The organism is Sphingobacterium paramultivorum, assembly GCF_014109745.1.
GTDB lineage: Bacteria > Bacteroidota > Bacteroidia > Sphingobacteriales > Sphingobacteriaceae > Sphingobacterium > Sphingobacterium paramultivorum.
Genome location: NZ_CP058555.1, coordinates 5,979,457 through 5,996,923, shown reverse-complemented (window position 1 = coordinate 5,996,923; position 17,467 = coordinate 5,979,457). Strand labels below are relative to the sequence as shown.

At 41.9% G+C, this 17,467-nt stretch carries 14 protein-coding genes; 12 read left to right on the top strand and 2 right to left on the bottom strand.

What is annotated here, in order from left to right; all coding sequences use genetic code 11:
* Nucleotides 1–7: 7 nt before the first annotated feature.
* From bioA to bioD, 5 genes are read left to right on the top strand one after another with little or no spacing between them, the layout of a single operon-like run.
* Nucleotides 8–1,309: an adenosylmethionine--8-amino-7-oxononanoate transaminase gene (gene bioA / locus HS960_RS24830; protein WP_182330787.1), complete on the top strand. Its 1,302-nt coding sequence runs from the start codon at nt 8–10 to the stop codon at nt 1,307–1,309.
* Entirely contained in the window at nt 1,306–2,466 is a 1,161-nt protein-coding gene (locus HS960_RS24825; RefSeq protein WP_182330786.1) for an 8-amino-7-oxononanoate synthase, read from the top strand. The genes bioA and HS960_RS24825 overlap by 4 nt, the downstream gene beginning before the upstream one ends.
* Entirely contained in the window at nt 2,463–3,161 is a 699-nt protein-coding gene (locus HS960_RS24820) for a DUF452 family protein (RefSeq protein WP_153846824.1), read from the top strand. Before HS960_RS24825 ends, HS960_RS24820 begins: the two co-directional genes overlap by 4 nt.
* A 5-nt stretch (nt 3,162–3,166) precedes the next feature.
* Nucleotides 3,167–3,916 carry a malonyl-ACP O-methyltransferase BioC gene (bioC, locus tag HS960_RS24815; protein WP_200845675.1) on the top strand — a complete coding sequence of 250 codons (750 nt, stop codon included), beginning with the start codon at nt 3,167–3,169 and terminating at the stop codon, nt 3,914–3,916.
* Between the two features lie 54 nt (nt 3,917–3,970).
* The gene (gene bioD / locus HS960_RS24810) at nt 3,971–4,603 is read left to right on the top strand and encodes a dethiobiotin synthase (RefSeq protein WP_153846823.1); all 633 of its coding nucleotides are present in this window, start codon (nt 3,971–3,973) and stop codon (nt 4,601–4,603) included.
* A gap of 94 nt (nt 4,604–4,697) precedes the next feature.
* On the opposite strand, the gene HS960_RS24805 is transcribed toward bioD, so the two are convergent.
* Complete coding sequence (locus tag HS960_RS24805) at nt 4,698–7,211, bottom strand: phosphocholine-specific phospholipase C (protein ID WP_182330785.1); 2,514 nt, start codon at nt 7,209–7,211, stop codon at nt 4,698–4,700.
* Nucleotides 7,212–7,371: 160 nt separating this feature from the next.
* Here HS960_RS24805 and HS960_RS24800 point away from each other — a divergent pair, with 160 nt between their 5' ends.
* From HS960_RS24800 to HS960_RS24770, 7 genes are all read left to right on the top strand, one after another.
* Nucleotides 7,372–8,058: a response regulator transcription factor gene (locus HS960_RS24800; RefSeq protein ID WP_200845674.1), complete on the top strand. Its 687-nt coding sequence runs from the start codon at nt 7,372–7,374 to the stop codon at nt 8,056–8,058.
* The gene (locus tag HS960_RS24795; RefSeq protein ID WP_153846821.1) at nt 8,055–9,434 is read left to right on the top strand and encodes a HAMP domain-containing sensor histidine kinase; all 1,380 of its coding nucleotides are present in this window, start codon (nt 8,055–8,057) and stop codon (nt 9,432–9,434) included. Before HS960_RS24800 ends, HS960_RS24795 begins: the two co-directional genes overlap by 4 nt.
* Nucleotides 9,435–9,614: 180 nt before the next feature.
* Nucleotides 9,615–10,949 carry a TolC family protein gene (locus HS960_RS24790; protein ID WP_200845673.1) on the top strand — a complete coding sequence of 445 codons (1,335 nt, stop codon included), beginning with the start codon at nt 9,615–9,617 and terminating at the stop codon, nt 10,947–10,949.
* Nucleotides 10,939–12,030 carry an efflux RND transporter periplasmic adaptor subunit gene (locus tag HS960_RS24785; RefSeq protein WP_153846820.1) on the top strand — a complete coding sequence of 364 codons (1,092 nt, stop codon included), beginning with the start codon at nt 10,939–10,941 and terminating at the stop codon, nt 12,028–12,030. The genes HS960_RS24790 and HS960_RS24785 overlap by 11 nt, the downstream gene beginning before the upstream one ends.
* Nucleotides 12,031–12,051: 21 nt before the next feature.
* Nucleotides 12,052–15,159 carry an efflux RND transporter permease subunit gene (locus HS960_RS24780; protein ID WP_153846819.1) on the top strand — a complete coding sequence of 1,036 codons (3,108 nt, stop codon included), beginning with the start codon at nt 12,052–12,054 and terminating at the stop codon, nt 15,157–15,159.
* Nucleotides 15,160–15,391: 232 nt separating this feature from the next.
* Entirely contained in the window at nt 15,392–16,225 is an 834-nt protein-coding gene (locus tag HS960_RS24775) for a sulfite exporter TauE/SafE family protein (protein ID WP_075994080.1), read from the top strand.
* Nucleotides 16,226–16,303: 78 nt separating this feature from the next.
* The gene (locus HS960_RS24770; RefSeq protein ID WP_153846818.1) at nt 16,304–16,705 is read left to right on the top strand and encodes a DUF1634 domain-containing protein; all 402 of its coding nucleotides are present in this window, start codon (nt 16,304–16,306) and stop codon (nt 16,703–16,705) included.
* A gap of 7 nt (nt 16,706–16,712) precedes the next feature.
* Here the strand turns inward: HS960_RS24770 and HS960_RS24765 are convergent, their stop codons facing one another.
* The gene (locus tag HS960_RS24765) at nt 16,713–17,252 is read right to left on the bottom strand and encodes a GNAT family N-acetyltransferase (protein WP_153846817.1); all 540 of its coding nucleotides are present in this window, start codon (nt 17,250–17,252) and stop codon (nt 16,713–16,715) included.
* Nucleotides 17,253–17,467: the final 215 nt, after the last annotated feature.

The following is a 17,467-nucleotide window of genomic DNA, read 5'->3' as shown; positions in this document are numbered from 1 at the left end:
GACCATCATGGAAAGAGAAGAAATCAATCAACACAACCTTATCGATGATTTTGATAAAGAGCATCTATGGCATCCGTATACCACCATGACAAATCCCTTACCGGCCTACAAGGTTAAACGGGCAGATGGTTGTATAATCGAGTTGGAAAATGGACAGCAGCTTATAGATGGTATGTCCTCCTGGTGGTGCGCCATCCATGGCTACAATCACCCCGTCCTTAACGCTGCGGTCACAGCACAGCTCAGTAGCATGTCACACATGATGTTTGGTGGACTTACGCACGAACCAGCAATTGCTCTCGGTAAAATACTGCTTGACATCACCCCCACTTCACTCAACAAAATATTTTATGCCGATTCGGGTTCTGTCGCGGTAGAAGTTGCGCTTAAAATGGCTATTCAATACTGGGTCTCACAAAAAAAGACCAATAAGACAAACTTTGTCACGATTCGTTCGGGGTACCATGGCGATACCTGGAACGCGATGTCGGTCTGTGATCCCATTACTGGCATGCACCGCATCTTTGACAATGCTTTACCCAAACGCTATTTCGCCTCTGCCCCAAAAATAGGGTTTGAGCAAGAATGGGATGCCAATGACATCCAACCCTTGGCAGACCTGATCTGCTCACACAAGGATGAATTGGCCGCTCTCATCCTTGAACCTATCGTCCAAGGAGCCGGTGGCATGCGTTTTTACCATCCGGAGTACTTGCGTCAGGCAGCACATCTCTGCAAAGAAAATCAACTTCTTTTAATCTTTGATGAGATTGCTACCGGATTTGGGCGCACGGGCAAGCTCTTTGCCTGGGAGCATGCCGGAATAGTGCCCGATATCATGTGTATCGGCAAAGCCTTGACCGGTGGCTATATGACGCTATCCGCCGTGATCACCTCAGATCATGTTGCGAATACAATCTCCAACGGTACACCAGGTACGTTTATGCACGGGCCAACTTTTATGGCCAACCCCTTGGCTTGCGCAGTAGCCCACGCTTCCATCAAATTACTATTGGCAACGGACTGGAAAGCGAAAGTAACGTTAATCGAAGAACAATTGAGACGGGAACTTAGCGCTGCAACAGCGCTGCCCCAAGTCGAGGAGCTCAGAATTCTAGGTGCAATTGCAGTCATCGAGATGAAAAACTCCGTCGATCTCTCCAGCATACAACAGCGGTTTATCGAAGAGGGAATTTGGGTAAGGCCATTCGGAAAACTGATTTATATCATGCCCCCTTTTATCATAAATGAAGGTGAGCTTCACAAGTTAACACAGGCATTGCTAACCGTAATCAGCACAGTCCAATGATTGAAAACAGTCTAATCCAGCGCATTGAAGATGAATTATTTGCCCTTGAAAAACAAGGGAATAAACGAAAACTTCCCCTTATCACACAACAGGATAACACAGGAAAGGAGCATGTTAAAGAGCGTTACAACCTCTCGTCTAACAATTATCTTGGACTTGCGACAGATCAGATACTTCGTCAAGAATTCCTAAACTCGGTGACAAAGGATAATGCTGTATTCAGCGCCTCCTCTTCGCGTCTACTCACAGGAAACCATGCACGCTATACGCAATTGGAAACAAAGCTGTGCCGAATGTTCGGTATGGAAAGTGCATTGGTCTTTAACAGCGGCTACCACATGAATGCAGGCATACTTCCTGCAGTTTGTGATACAAAGACATTAATTCTCGCCGATAAGGGTGTCCACGCAAGCCTAATTGATGGCATCCGACTATCCAATGCGACCTGCTACAGGTATCGGCATTCCGATTATACGCACTTAACGCAATTATTGACAAAATATGCCCATCGCTTCACATGCGTCATCATCGTTACAGAAAGTATTTTTAGCATGGATGGTGATTGCACGGACCTCAACTATCTGGTCAGTCTAAAACAACGTTTCCCCAATACCTTACTTTATGTCGATGAAGCTCACGCCGTAGGCGTACGCGGAATACAGGGACTTGGCTGCGCAGAAGAACAGCAATGTATTGCCGATATTGATTTCCTGACAGGCACCTTCGGAAAAGCTTTAGCATCGGTTGGTGGCTACCTGCTATGTAAGGAACCAATCCGGAATTATTTGATCAATAAGGCACGTACACTACTTTTTACAACAGCGCTGCCACCGATCAATCTATTATGGACTGTGTTTGTTTTGGAACGCTTAAGTGACTTTACAGACCGGCGCCAACAGCTGCACAAAAATAGCCTATTGCTCAAACAGCAAATAATTGCCAAAGGCTTTAATTGTCCGTCAGAGAGTCATATTCTACCAGTCATTATCGGTAATAACAAGGAAACGGTACTGAAAGCAGAAGAACTGCAGCGAAAGGGATTTTACGTGCTTCCCATACGCCCGCCCACAGTACCAGAAGGAACATCAAGAATCCGAATTTCATTGACAGCAACAATGACATCGTCCATGATCGAACAACTTGCAACAAGCTTATGATACTTAAAAGAATCGCTCCTAAAAGAGTCACTCCGGCGGATAATTTGCCAGAGCGGCATCTTCAGGCAAAATCCAACGAAAAACTACTGTTATTCTTTGCAGGCTGGGGAATGGATGAACACCCTTTCTTGCACTATTCCCCAGTCGGCAAAGATCTTATTGTTGCCCATAGTTATGCGGATTTACTGTTGGACAAAAGTCTACTGGCAGGCTACCAGGAAATTGAGGTTTTCGCCTGGTCTATGGGGGTATGGGCAGCATCAATGGTACTGCCCGAACTTCAAAACAGCAATTACCCCATCAGCACATGCACTGCAATCAATGGAACACCATTTCCAATAGATGACGAAAAAGGAATTCCTAGCCAGTTATTTAAAGGAACATTGGATACACTGAGCAATAAAACGTTGGAAAAATTCAGATTACGCATGTGTGGTTCCAAGGCCCTTTTTAACTACTTTCTTGAAAGAGCCCCCCAACGCGACATCGAAGACCTCCGTTCAGAGCTCATCGCGATTGAAAAAACAGCTGGTGCAAAATCAGCAGCTGCATTCCAATGGCATCAGATATATATAGGCAAAGAAGATCGAATCTTCAACTTAGAGAATCAAAAACGCGCCTGGCCCGGTACTGCATATACGATAATCGATGCTACTCACTATCCCGAACAATTATTTAAGCACCTTTTAAGATGATCATCATGATGGACAAACAAAGGATTAGATCCCGTTTCGCTAAAGCGGCATCTAACTATCAGTCGGCAGCGATCGCCCAATATGAAATAGCAAAAAAAATGATCAGGTTGATGCAGGAGAACATACAGCTAAGACCACAAAAAGTATTGGAAATTGGCTGCGGAACAGGACTTTTTTCGCGGTTAATCCTACAGCATATCAAACCAAAAAAAATGGTTTTAAATGATATCTGTCCAGAAATGATGCCCGAAGTAATGGATATTTTGACATCGTCGCACACGTTCATCTGTGCTGATGCAGAAACTTATGCTTTTCCCAAAGACATCAATCTAATCGCGTCCTGTTCTACGATTCAGTGGTTCAACAATCCTCACGCTTTCTTTGAAAGCTGCTATGGATCCCTTCCGGATTCCGGTATCCTTGCCTTCAGCACTTTTGGACATGACAATATGCACGAGATCAATGCAACGGCACATGTTGGACTAACATATCGATCTAAATCGGAACTTATCGCAGAACTTTTAGCGTTGAATTATAAGATCCTCGTTGCACAAGAAGAACATTTGAAACTGCACTTTGAAAGCCCACTACAAGTTCTTGTTCACCTGAAACAAACGGGGGTAACGGGAATAAAAAATCACCGGTGGACAAAAGGCAAACTTCGGGCTTTCTGTGATAAATATACATCTCGCTATGGGACAGAAGAGGGCGTATCCCTAACCTACCATCCCATCTATATTATTGCAAAAAAATAATAGCTGAGCACTCCAATTACAAACAATCGAACAACCTACAAAAGAAACACAGCAATGAATGAAAATATCTATTTTGTTTCCGGCATAGATACCGGGATCGGAAAAAGTTATGCGACTGGCCTCCTCGCGAAACAATGGAATACAAGCGGTATACGCACCATTACCCAAAAGCTTGTACAAACTGGAAATACAACTATTTCTGAAGACATCGTGCTGCATCGCCAACTCATGGAAATCCCATTAACGGCAGAAGATCATCAGAAAATTACGATGCCGGAGATTTTCACCTACCCCGCCTCCCCTCATCTAGCAGCGCGCCTGGATAATCGTGAAATTGACTTTAAAAAGATCAGACAGGCTAGCTTAACATTAAGCCAACGCTACGATGCTGTTCTTATTGAAGGTGCAGGTGGGTTGATGGTTCCATTAAGAGAAGATTATCTGATTATCGATTACATCCAAGAAATGCAGTATCCGCTTATTTTTGTCACCTCTGGAAAATTAGGGAGTATCAATCATACCTTACTAAGTCTGGAAGCGATCACCAAGCGCAAGATCAATCTACATACCTTGGTTTACAATACATTTCCTGTTCATAAAGACCGCACCATAAGTACTGATACGGAGTTGTATCTTCGTCGTTATATAGAAACAAACTATCCGGAGACCTTATTTGTTCGCGTGTAAATAAGGTCAAGCGGATACTATTGATAGATATATAGCAACAGCAGGGAACCCATTCAATAAGAATTGACCGCCATCCCTGCTGAAACAGTACAGATTATGCTAATAATGGATCAGTTGTACACTCAACACCTGTTTCCAATCGCCCTGCGAGCTGAATGACGAAACTGCTGTCTCCCTTGATTCGTACAGCAATATCATACCAATTTCCTTGACTTTCAACATCCAGGATCAATGGAACTTCTTCGGCGGGAGCTATTTCTTTCGTTGTGGCATATTTTCCATAGCTAAGGCTTTCGACAACTACCGTTACCCGCTGGTCACTCTTGTTCCTGAGTCTCAACTGTAATTTCCCTGTCGCTGCCTGAGTTAGCGCTTTCAGTTCCGGAGAAACGGTAGCCTCTAGTGCTGCTGCTCCTTTTTGTCCAGAAAATTTTCGATAAAAACCATTTGGACCATGTAATTCAAAAGCATAGCGATCTCCTTCAAATCGTGCCAGGTCCCACTGATATGCCAAACGATCACCGACCTTCACCGCAAAATTCCAATTACGGTAGGTTTCACTTTGCCCCTGTTCATCACGATATTCCAACGGACTATAAACATTGAAGGCTGTACCTGCCGTCCTTTCTCCGAAAAACTTGCTGTCTACAGTCATCGTTAGATGAAATACTCCGTCTTTCACATAGCCCACCGCATCATGCGCATAAGGCAATTGCAAAGATCTACGAATCCCCCGCTCCTGTATTCGGTCAAATCCCGGAATCCATCCGTTTTTAGTCGCGAGATCAGGATCTTTGACCTCAACAAAGCCTCGCGGATCATCTTTGAACTGCGCATTGTATATCGTTTCGATATATTGATTCCGATCAAGAGAAGGGAGTTGTTCCTTTTGCTGAGTAAAAGGCGTAAAGGCGGTTGTCAAATCACCACAGATTGTTCTACGCCATGCACTGATGTTTTCCAAATGTATATTCTTGTTCAGCTTTTTATTAAAGAAAGATTCCAAAAATTGCAAAGTAGATGTATGATCAAATACCTGAGAGCAGACCTTACCACCTCGTGACCAAGGCGACGCAATATACATGGGAACACGAAAACCTAGGCCCACAGCCCCTTCACGTGCCTGCTTTTTAGGAATTCCCTGTTTTAGCTCATTTTCTAAACGAACCATTTCCACCTCCGTATCGATCCCTGGAGAACATGCTCCTGTATCTTTCTTCTTTAAATCAGGTACAAGGAAAGGTTTCACATGATCATAGTAACCATCGTTTTCATCATAGGTAATGATAAAAATTGTTTTTCTCCAAACCTCTGGGTTCTTCGTTAAGATATCTAAAACTTCAGATACATACCAAGCTCCATACCAGGGCGCACTCGGGTGGTCCGAGAAATTCTGTGGACCGGCCAACCAGGATACTGCAGGCAATTTACCAGTATCAACGTCTTTCCGAAATTGATAAAGAATATCTCCTTTAGGGACCTCCAATGTACTTTTTTTCCCCTGTGCCTTAAAACGTAACGTATCAAGCGACCTGTAATTGTTGTCCCCCTTGTTTACCGTAAACGCCCGCTCATTTAATGATTTCGTAAAATCACTTAGCTTTTTATAATTGTTTGCATTGAATTCCTTTAGTTCCGCCTCAGCTCGCTCAAGAGCCTCACTCTTTTTGCGAATATCAGCGCGTATCTTTTCGGCTTGTTCCTCGGAAGAAGGAGACTTCTCTTCCAACTTGGAAATCTGCACGGGCAAATCCCGAACCTGCGTTTCCAGGCTTCTGATATAGTTCTCCTTAAATTTAACTTGATAAGCTTGAAAAAACTCCAGTAGATTACACCCAAAATTGGATAGCCATGCTCTTTCCTGTCCGGAAAACCCTCCGCCACAGCTTGTCTCATTTTGATAAAAACGCCAGTTAATGCCGTTCTTTTCAAGCAATTCCGGAAAAGTTTCCCAAGTCATTTTACCATAGCCAAAGTCATCATTCCGAATATTCGCTTTTTGCAGACCATCTTTCATCTCTGTAATCTTACCCGTCCAGAAAAAGGAACGGTTAGGCGTAGTGCTGGTCATTCCCGAGCAAAAATTCTGATCACATACTGTAAAAGCATCCGCTAAGGCATAATGAAAAGGCAAATCTTCGCGTGTAAAATACCCCAATGTTAAGGGCATCGCCGCATATTGTTTATTACCTGATTGCTTCGATAACAGCCAATGATCGTAACGACCTTGGTTAAAGGCATCCACCTGGCTTGCACGACTATGTGGAAGAGAACCCATCCAGGTCACTTTACTTTCCTTCAGATTTAATCGAAAAGGAGCATAAGTTTTTCCCTCTTTATCCGTTTGATACCATACGGGTAAACCGTTCGGTAAACGTATCGAACGTGGATCATTGAAACCCCGAACTCCCGAAAGACTACCTAGCGTATGATCAAAAGATCGGTTCTCCTGCATCAGGATGACGATATGTTCGGCATCTAAAAAGCTACTTCCTGGGGCAGGGTCTATGGCAAAGGCTTTCTGGATCGATGCGGGCATGAAGCTGGCAATACCTGCTGCTCCTGAAAATAGTAGGGTCTTTCGTAGGAATTCTCTTCTGGTTTCCATAACACTTATTTATAATTTCGATTTGAATCTACTTAGATTTCTTTTTGTTTCACATTTCTTCGTGTAAATCTTATGTTACCAAATTAAGCACGAAGAAAACATCTCCTTGATTGGATGACAAAAATTTGTTTATTTTTACGAAAAGACAACAGATATAAATATGGTGGACATTTTGCTGCTCGAAGACGACAAGGTACTCTCTAAAGAGATCCGATCTTTTCTATTAAGCCAGGGCTTTACCTGTGATCAAGCCTTTGATGGAATCGATTTTTTGGCCAAAACACACCAAAAGAAATATGGTTTTTATCTATTGGATATCAACGTCCCCAAAATCAATGGATTGGAAATCTGTAAAAAGATAAGAAGCCATGACGCATTGACACCAATTATTATTCTCTCGGCATACGATGATATAGATGATAAAAAGGAGGCATTTCTCAGGGCTGCTGATGACTATTTGGTTAAACCTTTCGTCTTAGATGAATTGCTGATGCGCATCTATTCCCTATTGCGTCGGCAACAACATAGCGAAAACAATGAAACAAAAACATTGGTAGTCGATGATCTGATCATTTATCCTGATGAGGCCCGGGTATTACGTGCAAATGAAGAAATTAATCTTACTCAAAAAGAATTTCAACTGCTGCTTATCTTAGCTCAGGCAAAGGGTCGTACCTTGTCCAAACAGCATATTTCGGAGGAAGTATGGCAAAATCAATTTCAGACAACACAGAATACAATTGAAGTTTATATCAACTTTTTGCGTAAGAAGATTGATAAAAACTTTGAGAATAAACTGATCCATACAAGACCTGGCTTTGGTTATTACCTATCGGCAGAAAAATGAATTTAAAGAAGAAAATAGCGATTAGCTTTAGCATTGCATTCTCCGTCCTTTTCGGTATAGCGATGTTGATTATCTACTATGCTAGTTTCGATTTTCGGAAAGATCAATTTCGCCAGCGACTGATTGATAAATTGGACAATATTTCCCATTATATTGCCAGTAACCCCTATTTCAACCGCCAATCTTACAAAAACTATTTTCACGATGACGAAGATGGCCTTTTCTATGAAGATGTTATCATCCTTGACAAAAACAAACAGCTCGTCTTCAGTACCGTAAAGGATCAGACCATTACCTGGAATGCCTCGATTGTCAATCGGCTAACTCAGGAAAAACAGATCTTCTACTATCAGGACCAATACGAAACACTGGCCAAATATTATCGCATCAACGGTTTACCTTATTATATTATCGTAAAAGCACAGGATTACTCCGGAAATGAAAAAATGGACCATCTTGCGCTCGTCCTAACAATATTATTTGTCCTGAGCGCTGTTCTGGTCTGGATATTTAGTTATAACCTCATCCAGCGCCTATTGATCCCACTCGATAAATTAAAAGATAATATTACGCAGATTAATGCCAGTAAACTTACCAAACCTGTCGAGTATACCGGTCATACCGATGAGATTGCTATACTAACCCGAGCATTTAATACCATGCTGCTGCGACTTTCGGCTGCTTTCGAATCGCAGAAAGAATTTAATTCCAGCGCCTCCCACGAGCTGCGAACACCGCTTGCCCGAATGTCCTTTCAGCTGGAGAACCTTTATCATCAAAATCAGCTGAGTGAAGACGTAAAGCAGGTTTTACGTAACATATCCAAGGAAACCTTACATCTTTCGGAGGTAACCGATTCGCTGATGTTACTTTCAAAGTTCGACTCTGAGCGTTTGAAAACGACCTATAAGGAAGAGCGGATCGATGAAATTATCTTTATGGCCTATGAAAAAGTAGCCAAGGTATTCCCCGACCTGCAACTGGATTTTTCAATTGGTGGGATCGAAGATCCAAAACTTAGTATTTTCTGTTCCGCACAATTGATTGAAATTGCTTTTGTGAATTTATTTAAAAATGCTGCGCTCTACTCCGATAATAGGGAGGTAAAAGTGATGATTCTAGAATCAACCTTCGAACTCAAGGTACTTGTCAGCAATACTGGCCCAGCCTTGAGCACAATCGACCAAAAGCGAATTTTCGATGCATTCAGCCGCGGTGAAAATGCAAGTGAAACAACAGGATCAGGCTTAGGGCTACGTATCGTTCAGCGTATCATGCAATCCCATCAAGCAACGATAGCATATCAGGCAGATCTAAAACAATCTACGCATACTTTTGTATTACTATTTAAATTGTTTCTCAACCAGAAAGGTTAGTTGCAAAAATCGCTCCAAATTAACCGGAAGCCATTAATAAACAAGTAGATACATTTATTAACCGACACATTAGGCTTCTTATCTACCTGAAAAACATGCTAATTTTAAGCTTTTTTTAAGCATTTATTAAGGGGCTTTTAATATTCGACCAGTTATTTTGTTACACAAGTTTTGATAAACATGACAAAGAAACCTTTAATATTTTTATTGCTTTTCAATAGTATGGCTTTTGCTCAACAAAAACCGCCACAGGCAGATTACACGAGTATTCATGAAAGTACACGTGGGAATAAGCAAAGTGAGATCTCGGGAAAACAGATGACACTGCAGGAATGCGAAGAAGCATTCGTCAGCAAGAACCTTTCCCTCCTGGCGCAACAATATGACATCAGCCAGGCAGAGGCTGACGTCATACAGGCCAAAATATGGGATCTACCACAGTTGCAGCTGTCTGCCAATGCCTACGACCCACAGAACAAAAAAGCATTTCATATTGGTCAATCCAAGGAAGCAAGTGTATCCCAATTGATTTATCTCGGTGGAAAAAAGAAGAATGAAGTGGAATTTGCTAAATCAAATGTTGAACTTGCTAAGTTGCAGTTCAGTCAATTGCTGGCAAGTCTTCGTGCGCAGCTGCGTACAACCTTTTACTCCCTTTACTTTGAGCAACATAAGTTGGCGGATATTAAAATTCAGTTGGATTACCTAAATAATCTGCTTGCAGCGTATAAAGAGCAAGGAAAAAAAGGGAACGTTTCTTTGAAAGATCAGGTTCGTCTTCAAACAATGGCCATCGATCTCAACAACGAAAAAACGACAGCGATCAATAATAGCATCAATCTACAGCAGCAATTACGTGTGCTTATTTCCAGTCAGGAAGATGTATTACCGAAGTTAACGGATCAAGAAGCAGATCAGGAACTTGCCGTAAAGCCAACCATGCCTTTGGACAAAATCTACCAATTGGCCTTGGAAAACAATGCCGATTATCAATTTGCCTTAAAGACCTCGGAAAGCTCACAGTTATTTACAAAATGGCAACAATCCCTAAACACACCTGATATTAACTTTGGCCTTTCCTACAGCCAGAATGGGGGTGTATTCCGCAATGAGGTCAATGTCACAGCCGCCATTCCGATCCCGTTGTGGAAACAAAATAAAGGAAATGTTATCAAAGCGAAATACGCCGAAGAAGAAGCAAAGAAAAATATTGAAGTCCAACGGCAGCTGCTGGAGTCACAGATCCGTTCCAACTATCAGTCCTGGGAAAATCAATATAACCAATATTTTACCATTACACCAGACGACCTTCATAACATCGCTGTGGTCTATGATGGCATATTCAACAATTTTAGAAAAGGGAATATTTCTTTAGTTGAATTCACTGATTTTATGGACAGCTATCGGATATCTATTCTTAAACTATACGATATGAAAAAGGAAATTATTCTCAACGCCGAACAATTAAACTACCTGGCTCAAACTTCTATATTCAATTCAACTCATGTCAACTAAAAAACTTCTTATAGCCACTGTGGCAATAGTGCTACTTTACTCTTGCCAAAATCATAAAGAAACAGATAATGCAGCCATTGTCAAAGGTTTCGAAATTAGTGAGACGATGCTTAAATCGACAAGTTTTGCTACGGTAAAAAAAGAAAATGTGACCGAAGAACTCAACTTCTTTGGAAAGATATCGGCCGATCAAAACAATTACATCGATATTTTCCCGCTCGTTGGAGGGAATGTTATCTCCGTTAATGTTTCTTTGGGTGATTATGTCCATAAAGGTCAGGTATTGGCAACAATCAGAAGTACGGAAGTCGCCGGTATACAAAAGGATCTTTCAGATGCCAAAACCGATGTGTTACTCGCCGAGAAAAACTACCGTGTAGCCGAAGACATGTATAATGGTAAATTAAGTACAGATAAAGACATGCTGGAAGCAAAGGGACAGTTAACCAAAGCCAAAGAGCAACTACGCCGTTCAGAGGCCGTCAGTCAGATCTACAATGTCCGTACAGGTAATATTTATTCGGTCGTATCTCCAATCGATGGTTACATCGTCCAAAAGAACATCAATAAGGACATGCAGTTGCGTAGTGACCGCAGCGATAATATCTTTGATGTGGCCAATACAAAAGATGTATGGGCAATTCTTAACGTCAACGAAACAGATATCGACAAGATTAGTATGGGCATGCCGGCTATTGTGTCTACCCTGAGCTACCCGGACAAAAAATTCCAGGGTAGTATCGATAAAATCTTTAAGATCATCGATCCGCAGACGAATTCAATGCAGGCACGGGTAGTGCTAGACAATAAGGATGGTTTACTTATTCCTGATAGTAAAGCGACCATTAAAGTATTACATCGCTCCAATACGGAAGCGCTCGCAGTTCCTTCTGATGCGGTCATTTTCGATCAAAACAAATATTTCGTATTAATCTATAAATCCCAAAATGATATTAAGATTCGCGAAATACTACCGATCAAACAAAATGAAGGAACAACCTACATGGCTACGGGGCTACAGGAAGGTGAAAAAGTTGTTGTCAACAATAAACTTTTGATCTATAGAGCACTGAATAATTAATCCGTCTTAGCATTTACACGAATGAACAAATTCATTAAAAATATCATTGCCTTTTCCATTAAAAATAAAGCATTTACCTTTATTTGGGTCGGTATTTTGGCTATTGCTGGTTTCATTAGCTTTAAAAGCATGCCCATAGAGGCATTTCCTGATGTGACCAATACACAAATAACCATCATTACCCAATGGAATGGAAGGAGTGCGGAGGAAGTCGAACGTTTTGTAACGACACCAATCGAACTAGGCATGAGTCCGGTCCAAAAGAGAACAAGCATACGGAGCACCACCATGTTTGGCCTCTCCATTGTTAAAATCATTTTTGATGATGGTGTGGACGATACTTTTGCACGCAACCAGGTCAACAACCTCATGCGGTCTGTAAGCCTACCAGACAATGTCGACCCAGAAGTACAGCCCCCTTATGGCCCTACAGGAGAGATATTCCGTTATACATTACATAGCGATCAACGCAATTCACGCGACCTCCTTACTTTGCAGACCTGGGTCATTGACCGCGCTTTGCGTGGTGTCCCAGGTGTAGCAGATATCAACGTTTTTGGTGGACAGGATTTGGTTTACGAAATCAGTACCGACCCGATAAAACTTGATAAATTTAATCTGACTCCTTTGCAGGTATTTGATGCTGTCAGCAAAAGTAACCTGAATGTCGGCGGAGATGTCATCGAAAAAAGTGGCCAGTCTTATGTCGTACGCGGTATTGGTTTGGTCAACTCAATCAATGATATCGAAAACATCACTGTAATCAACCAAAAAGGGAATCCCGTCTTTGTTAAAAATGTAGCCGAAGTAAGAGAAAGCGCGATGCCCCGCGTGGGCCAAGCCGGTTTTGGTAAGAATGATGATGTGGTAGCGGGAACCATCGTAATGCGGAAAGGCGAAAATCCAAGAGAGGTTTTAACTGCTGTAAAAGCGAAAATAGACGAGCTCAACAACAAAATCCTTCCCAAAGATGTCAAAATGCAAACCTTCTATGACCGTGACAATCTCATGGATTTCACGACCCATACCGTTATGCATAACTTGATTGAGGGTATTGTACTCGTCACCTTGATGGTATTGCTCTTTATGGCAGATTGGCGCACTACGGTCATCGTTTCCATTATTATACCCCTCGCATTACTTTTTGCCTTTCTATGTCTTAAACTAGCAGGCATGAGTGCCAACTTGCTTTCTTTGGGCGCAGTAGACTTTGGTATTATCATCGACGGTGCCGTCGTCATGGTTGAAGGGATATTTGTCATGTTGGATCACCAGGCCCATAAGCTGGGCATGGAGAAATTCAACAAAATGGCCAAAGCTGGTTGGATCAAACAGACAGGAACAGGCTTGGGAAAAGCAATCTTTTTCTCCAAGCTAATTATCATCACCTCATTGATCCCCATATTCTCCTTCCAAAAAGTAGAAGGAAAAATGTTTTCGCCACTGGCCTTTACCCTGGGTTTTGCTTTACTGGGAGCATTACTGTTTACCTTGACACTCGTTCCGGCTTTATCGCATATTCTGCTCAATAAAAATGTGAAAGAAAGACACAATCCATTTGTTGAATTCTGGAATAGAATTGTTGCCAAGGGTTTTGGATTCACATTCCGAAACAAGCGTCTGAGTATGATCGTTGCAATTACTTTACTAGCTGCAGTCTTATTTTCTGCAAAATTTTTAGGAACAGAATTTTTACCTACATTAAATGAAGGATCTCTTTGGGTTACTGCCGAGATGCCTATGAGCACTTCTTTACGTGAATCGGTTAAAACAACCAAACTGTTAAAGAGTACTTTGGAAACCTTTCCTGAAGTCACCGGCGTACTGTCGCAAACTGGACGGAGCAACGATGGTACCGACCCCAATGGCTTTGGCTTTGTTCAGTTTGCTGTGGCCCTAAAACCTAAAGAGGAATGGACACGTAAAATCACCATGGATCAGTTGATCGAAGAGATGGACCATAAACTCAAACAATTTCAGGGTATCACCTATAACTATTCACAACCTATTTCGGATAATGTTGCCGAAGCAGTTGCTGGTTTCAAAGCCGAAAACGGCATTAAGATCTTTGGCGATAACCTCGCTACCTTAGACCGCCTGGCGAAAGAAGTTTATGCACAGGTCAAAGGTATTCAAGGCATTAAAGAACCTGGTATTATTCTCAATATTGGTCAGCCCGAAGTGAGTGTGGTATTGGATCGGACCCGTATGGCAGCTTTCAACGTTCTACCGGCAGATGCACAGGCGGTACTCGAAATGGCCTTCGGCGGAAAGACCGCTTCCATTTTGTACGATGGTGAACGCAAATTCAACATTCGCCTACGCTATGCACCCGAATATCGGAAAACAGAAAAAGATATTGCACAGCTGATGGTCCCTTGTGGTGATGGCACATTAATTCCTTTGAAAAGTATCGCGACCATTGAAAAAGATAATGGTGCTGCTTTTATCTATCGCGACAACATCAAACGCTATATTGGCATCAAATTTTCCATCCGCGACCGTGACTTAGGAAGCACCATTGCTGAAGCACAACAAAAAGTAAGTAAAATAAAACTTCCCGAAGGATATTCCATTGGCTGGACTGGACAATTTGAAAATCAACAACGTGCTACCCACCGTTTAGCACAGGTGGTACCAATCAGTTTGATCGTCATCTTCTTCCTATTGTTTATTCTATTCGGGAATATCAAAGATTCGCTGCTCGTATTGGCCAATGTTCCTTTTGCGCTTATCGGTGGAATTATTGCATTACACGTTACGGGTATGAATTTTGGAATTTCGGCTGGAGTAGGTATGATTGCATTATTCGGGATATGTATCCAGAATGGAGTTATCCTGATCTCGGAATTCCATCAGAACAAGAAGGAAGGCCTACCCAATGACCAATCAATTTATAAAGGTGTAAAATCGCGAACAAGACCTGTAGTCATGACAGCTCTAATGGCTTCCATCGGACTATTGCCAGCTGCATTATCGACAGGTATAGGTTCGGAATCACAAAAACCTTTGGCGATCGTCATCATTGGCGGACTAATCTCAGCGACGATATTGACGTTGTTGGTATTTCCAATCATCTATGATATCTTCAACAGAAAAGAAAAGGTACAACAAACAATCGCTGAATAATGTTGTCCATATGTTATATACTATATACTTCGACCATTAAAAGGTCATCGGTACTGCCCCACGCTGGGAAGCGGCAGGGCAGTATCATTTTTTTGATGATACTTTTGATGTAACATTTGTATCTATTCCGGCTTAAAAATTTCAAAAACAATAAAAAGCCCTTAAGTTTACAACAAATTACCTTCCAAAAAGCAGCTGCTGCTTTTTGGATCACACAAACAAACAAATATTTATGACTATTCTCACCTTTACAATCATCCTTCTCCTGGGTGCTTTTGTAGCAGGACTCTTAGGATCCCTGACAGGCTTAGGCGGAGGGGTCGTTGTCATCCCTTTATTGACTCTTCTGTTTCATGTCGACATCCGTTATGCCATTGGAGCCGCCTTGCTGGCTTCCATAGCGACTTCATCCGGTGCAGCAACAGCTTACGTCAAGGAAGGCATCACCAACATCCGGCTCGGGATGTTTCTTGAAATTGCAACCACCATTGGAGCAGTGATCGGCGCTGTTATTGCCATTTACATGCCTACGAATACCATTGCAATCATCTTTGGTGTTGTACTTATCTTCTCTGCGGCAATGACGGTACGTAAAAAAAACGAACACGCACTTTCCGGCGGTTCGGTCCTGGCGGAAAAATTGAAACTGAACAGTACCTATCCCGCTGACGGCAAATTAATTCCTTACAAACTTACCAACATAGCCGGAGGATTCTCTTTGATGGGGATTGCAGGAATACTTTCTGGATTATTGGGCATTGGTTCCGGTTCCCTTAAAGTACTAGCAATGGACAGCATGATGAAAATCCCATTTAAAGTCAGTACCACAACGAGCAACTTTATGATCGGTGTCACCGCAGCGGCTTCTGCAGTGGTCTATTTACAAAGAGGCTATATGGATCCAGGTATTGCTTTTCCAGTTATCCTAGGCGTATTATGCGGCGCCATTACAGGATCCAAGCTCTTAAAACGGATGAATCCGAAGACTTTACGCATTATTTTCGCCGTCGCCATTACATTGGTGGCATTAGAAATGATCTTCAACGGATTCCAGCACAAATTCTAAAAACGGTAGTTTACACGATTTAGAATTTTAGGTTTGTAACATCCTTCCGTTAGACGATGAAGGACATAACTACTCAAAATGAAACAAGTATTTTCGAAACACTATTGGGGAGACAAGGACATCTCACTTTTGGTAGGACAAATTTTACGTATTGGCGTTATATTCGCCTCCTCTATTCTTATCCTTGGCGGTATCTTCTACCTCATTGTTCATGGACAGGACACCGTACCGAATTACAGAGATTTTGTCGGTGAAGGGAATTCCAACACAACAATTACCGGAATTATTACCGGGGCATTCAACCGAAATATTCCACAGGTTATACAGCTAGGTGTACTTCTATTGATTTGTACCCCCATCGTGCGCGTGATCGGCTCGTTATTTGGGTTTGTCATCGAGAAGGACCGGCTTTACATTATTATCACATTGATTGTATTAACAGTCATTATAGGCAGTATACTCAGCGGCATCAAGGGATAATAAGGCTTTATCTCTTGATCCGCCGCCAGGCAGATTTTTCCAGTGCGTATTCAAAATTTTTACGTTCAGGTTCGTTCACATAGCTGACCATCTTTTCAGCCACTTTAATTGCACCCAAGCGCTCAACTGCCGTCTGAGAACGATAATTTTCAGCCCCTACATGCAGGTAAATTCGATCCACAAAATTGAAGGCAAAATCAAACATCATCTCTTTGACCAATGGATTGATTCCTGCACCCCAATATGCACAGGCATAAAACGTATACCCAACAAAAATCGATTTCTCCGCTTCATCAAGCCCATAATACCGCGTACTACCGATGCAGGCACCACTTTCCTTATCGAAGATTAAATAAGCAGACTTACTTGCCAAGGCACCTTCAAAAAATAGGCGAAAAACATCTTCCTTCCAGCGGTCCTTATTGGGATGCTGTTCCCAGATCAGGGGATCTCTGGCAACTTGATATAGCGTATCAAAATCCGCTGGTTCTATGATTCGTAATACGACCTTATCGTTTTCAAGGGTATTGGGTGCAACAAACTTCATGAGACATATTTATAGTTTTAGCAATCAAAATATTTTAAATCCTACAGAAGATACCAATTATTGATGAAACTATTTGAATTACGGCAATATCCAGTCAAATATTACACCAAAATGTTGATTTCATCACTGTTTTGATCAAATTGAATAAAAGCAATAGCCAGCAACTGAATTATTTTAACTTAGGATTGATAGGAATCAAACAGCTTGTTAAATTA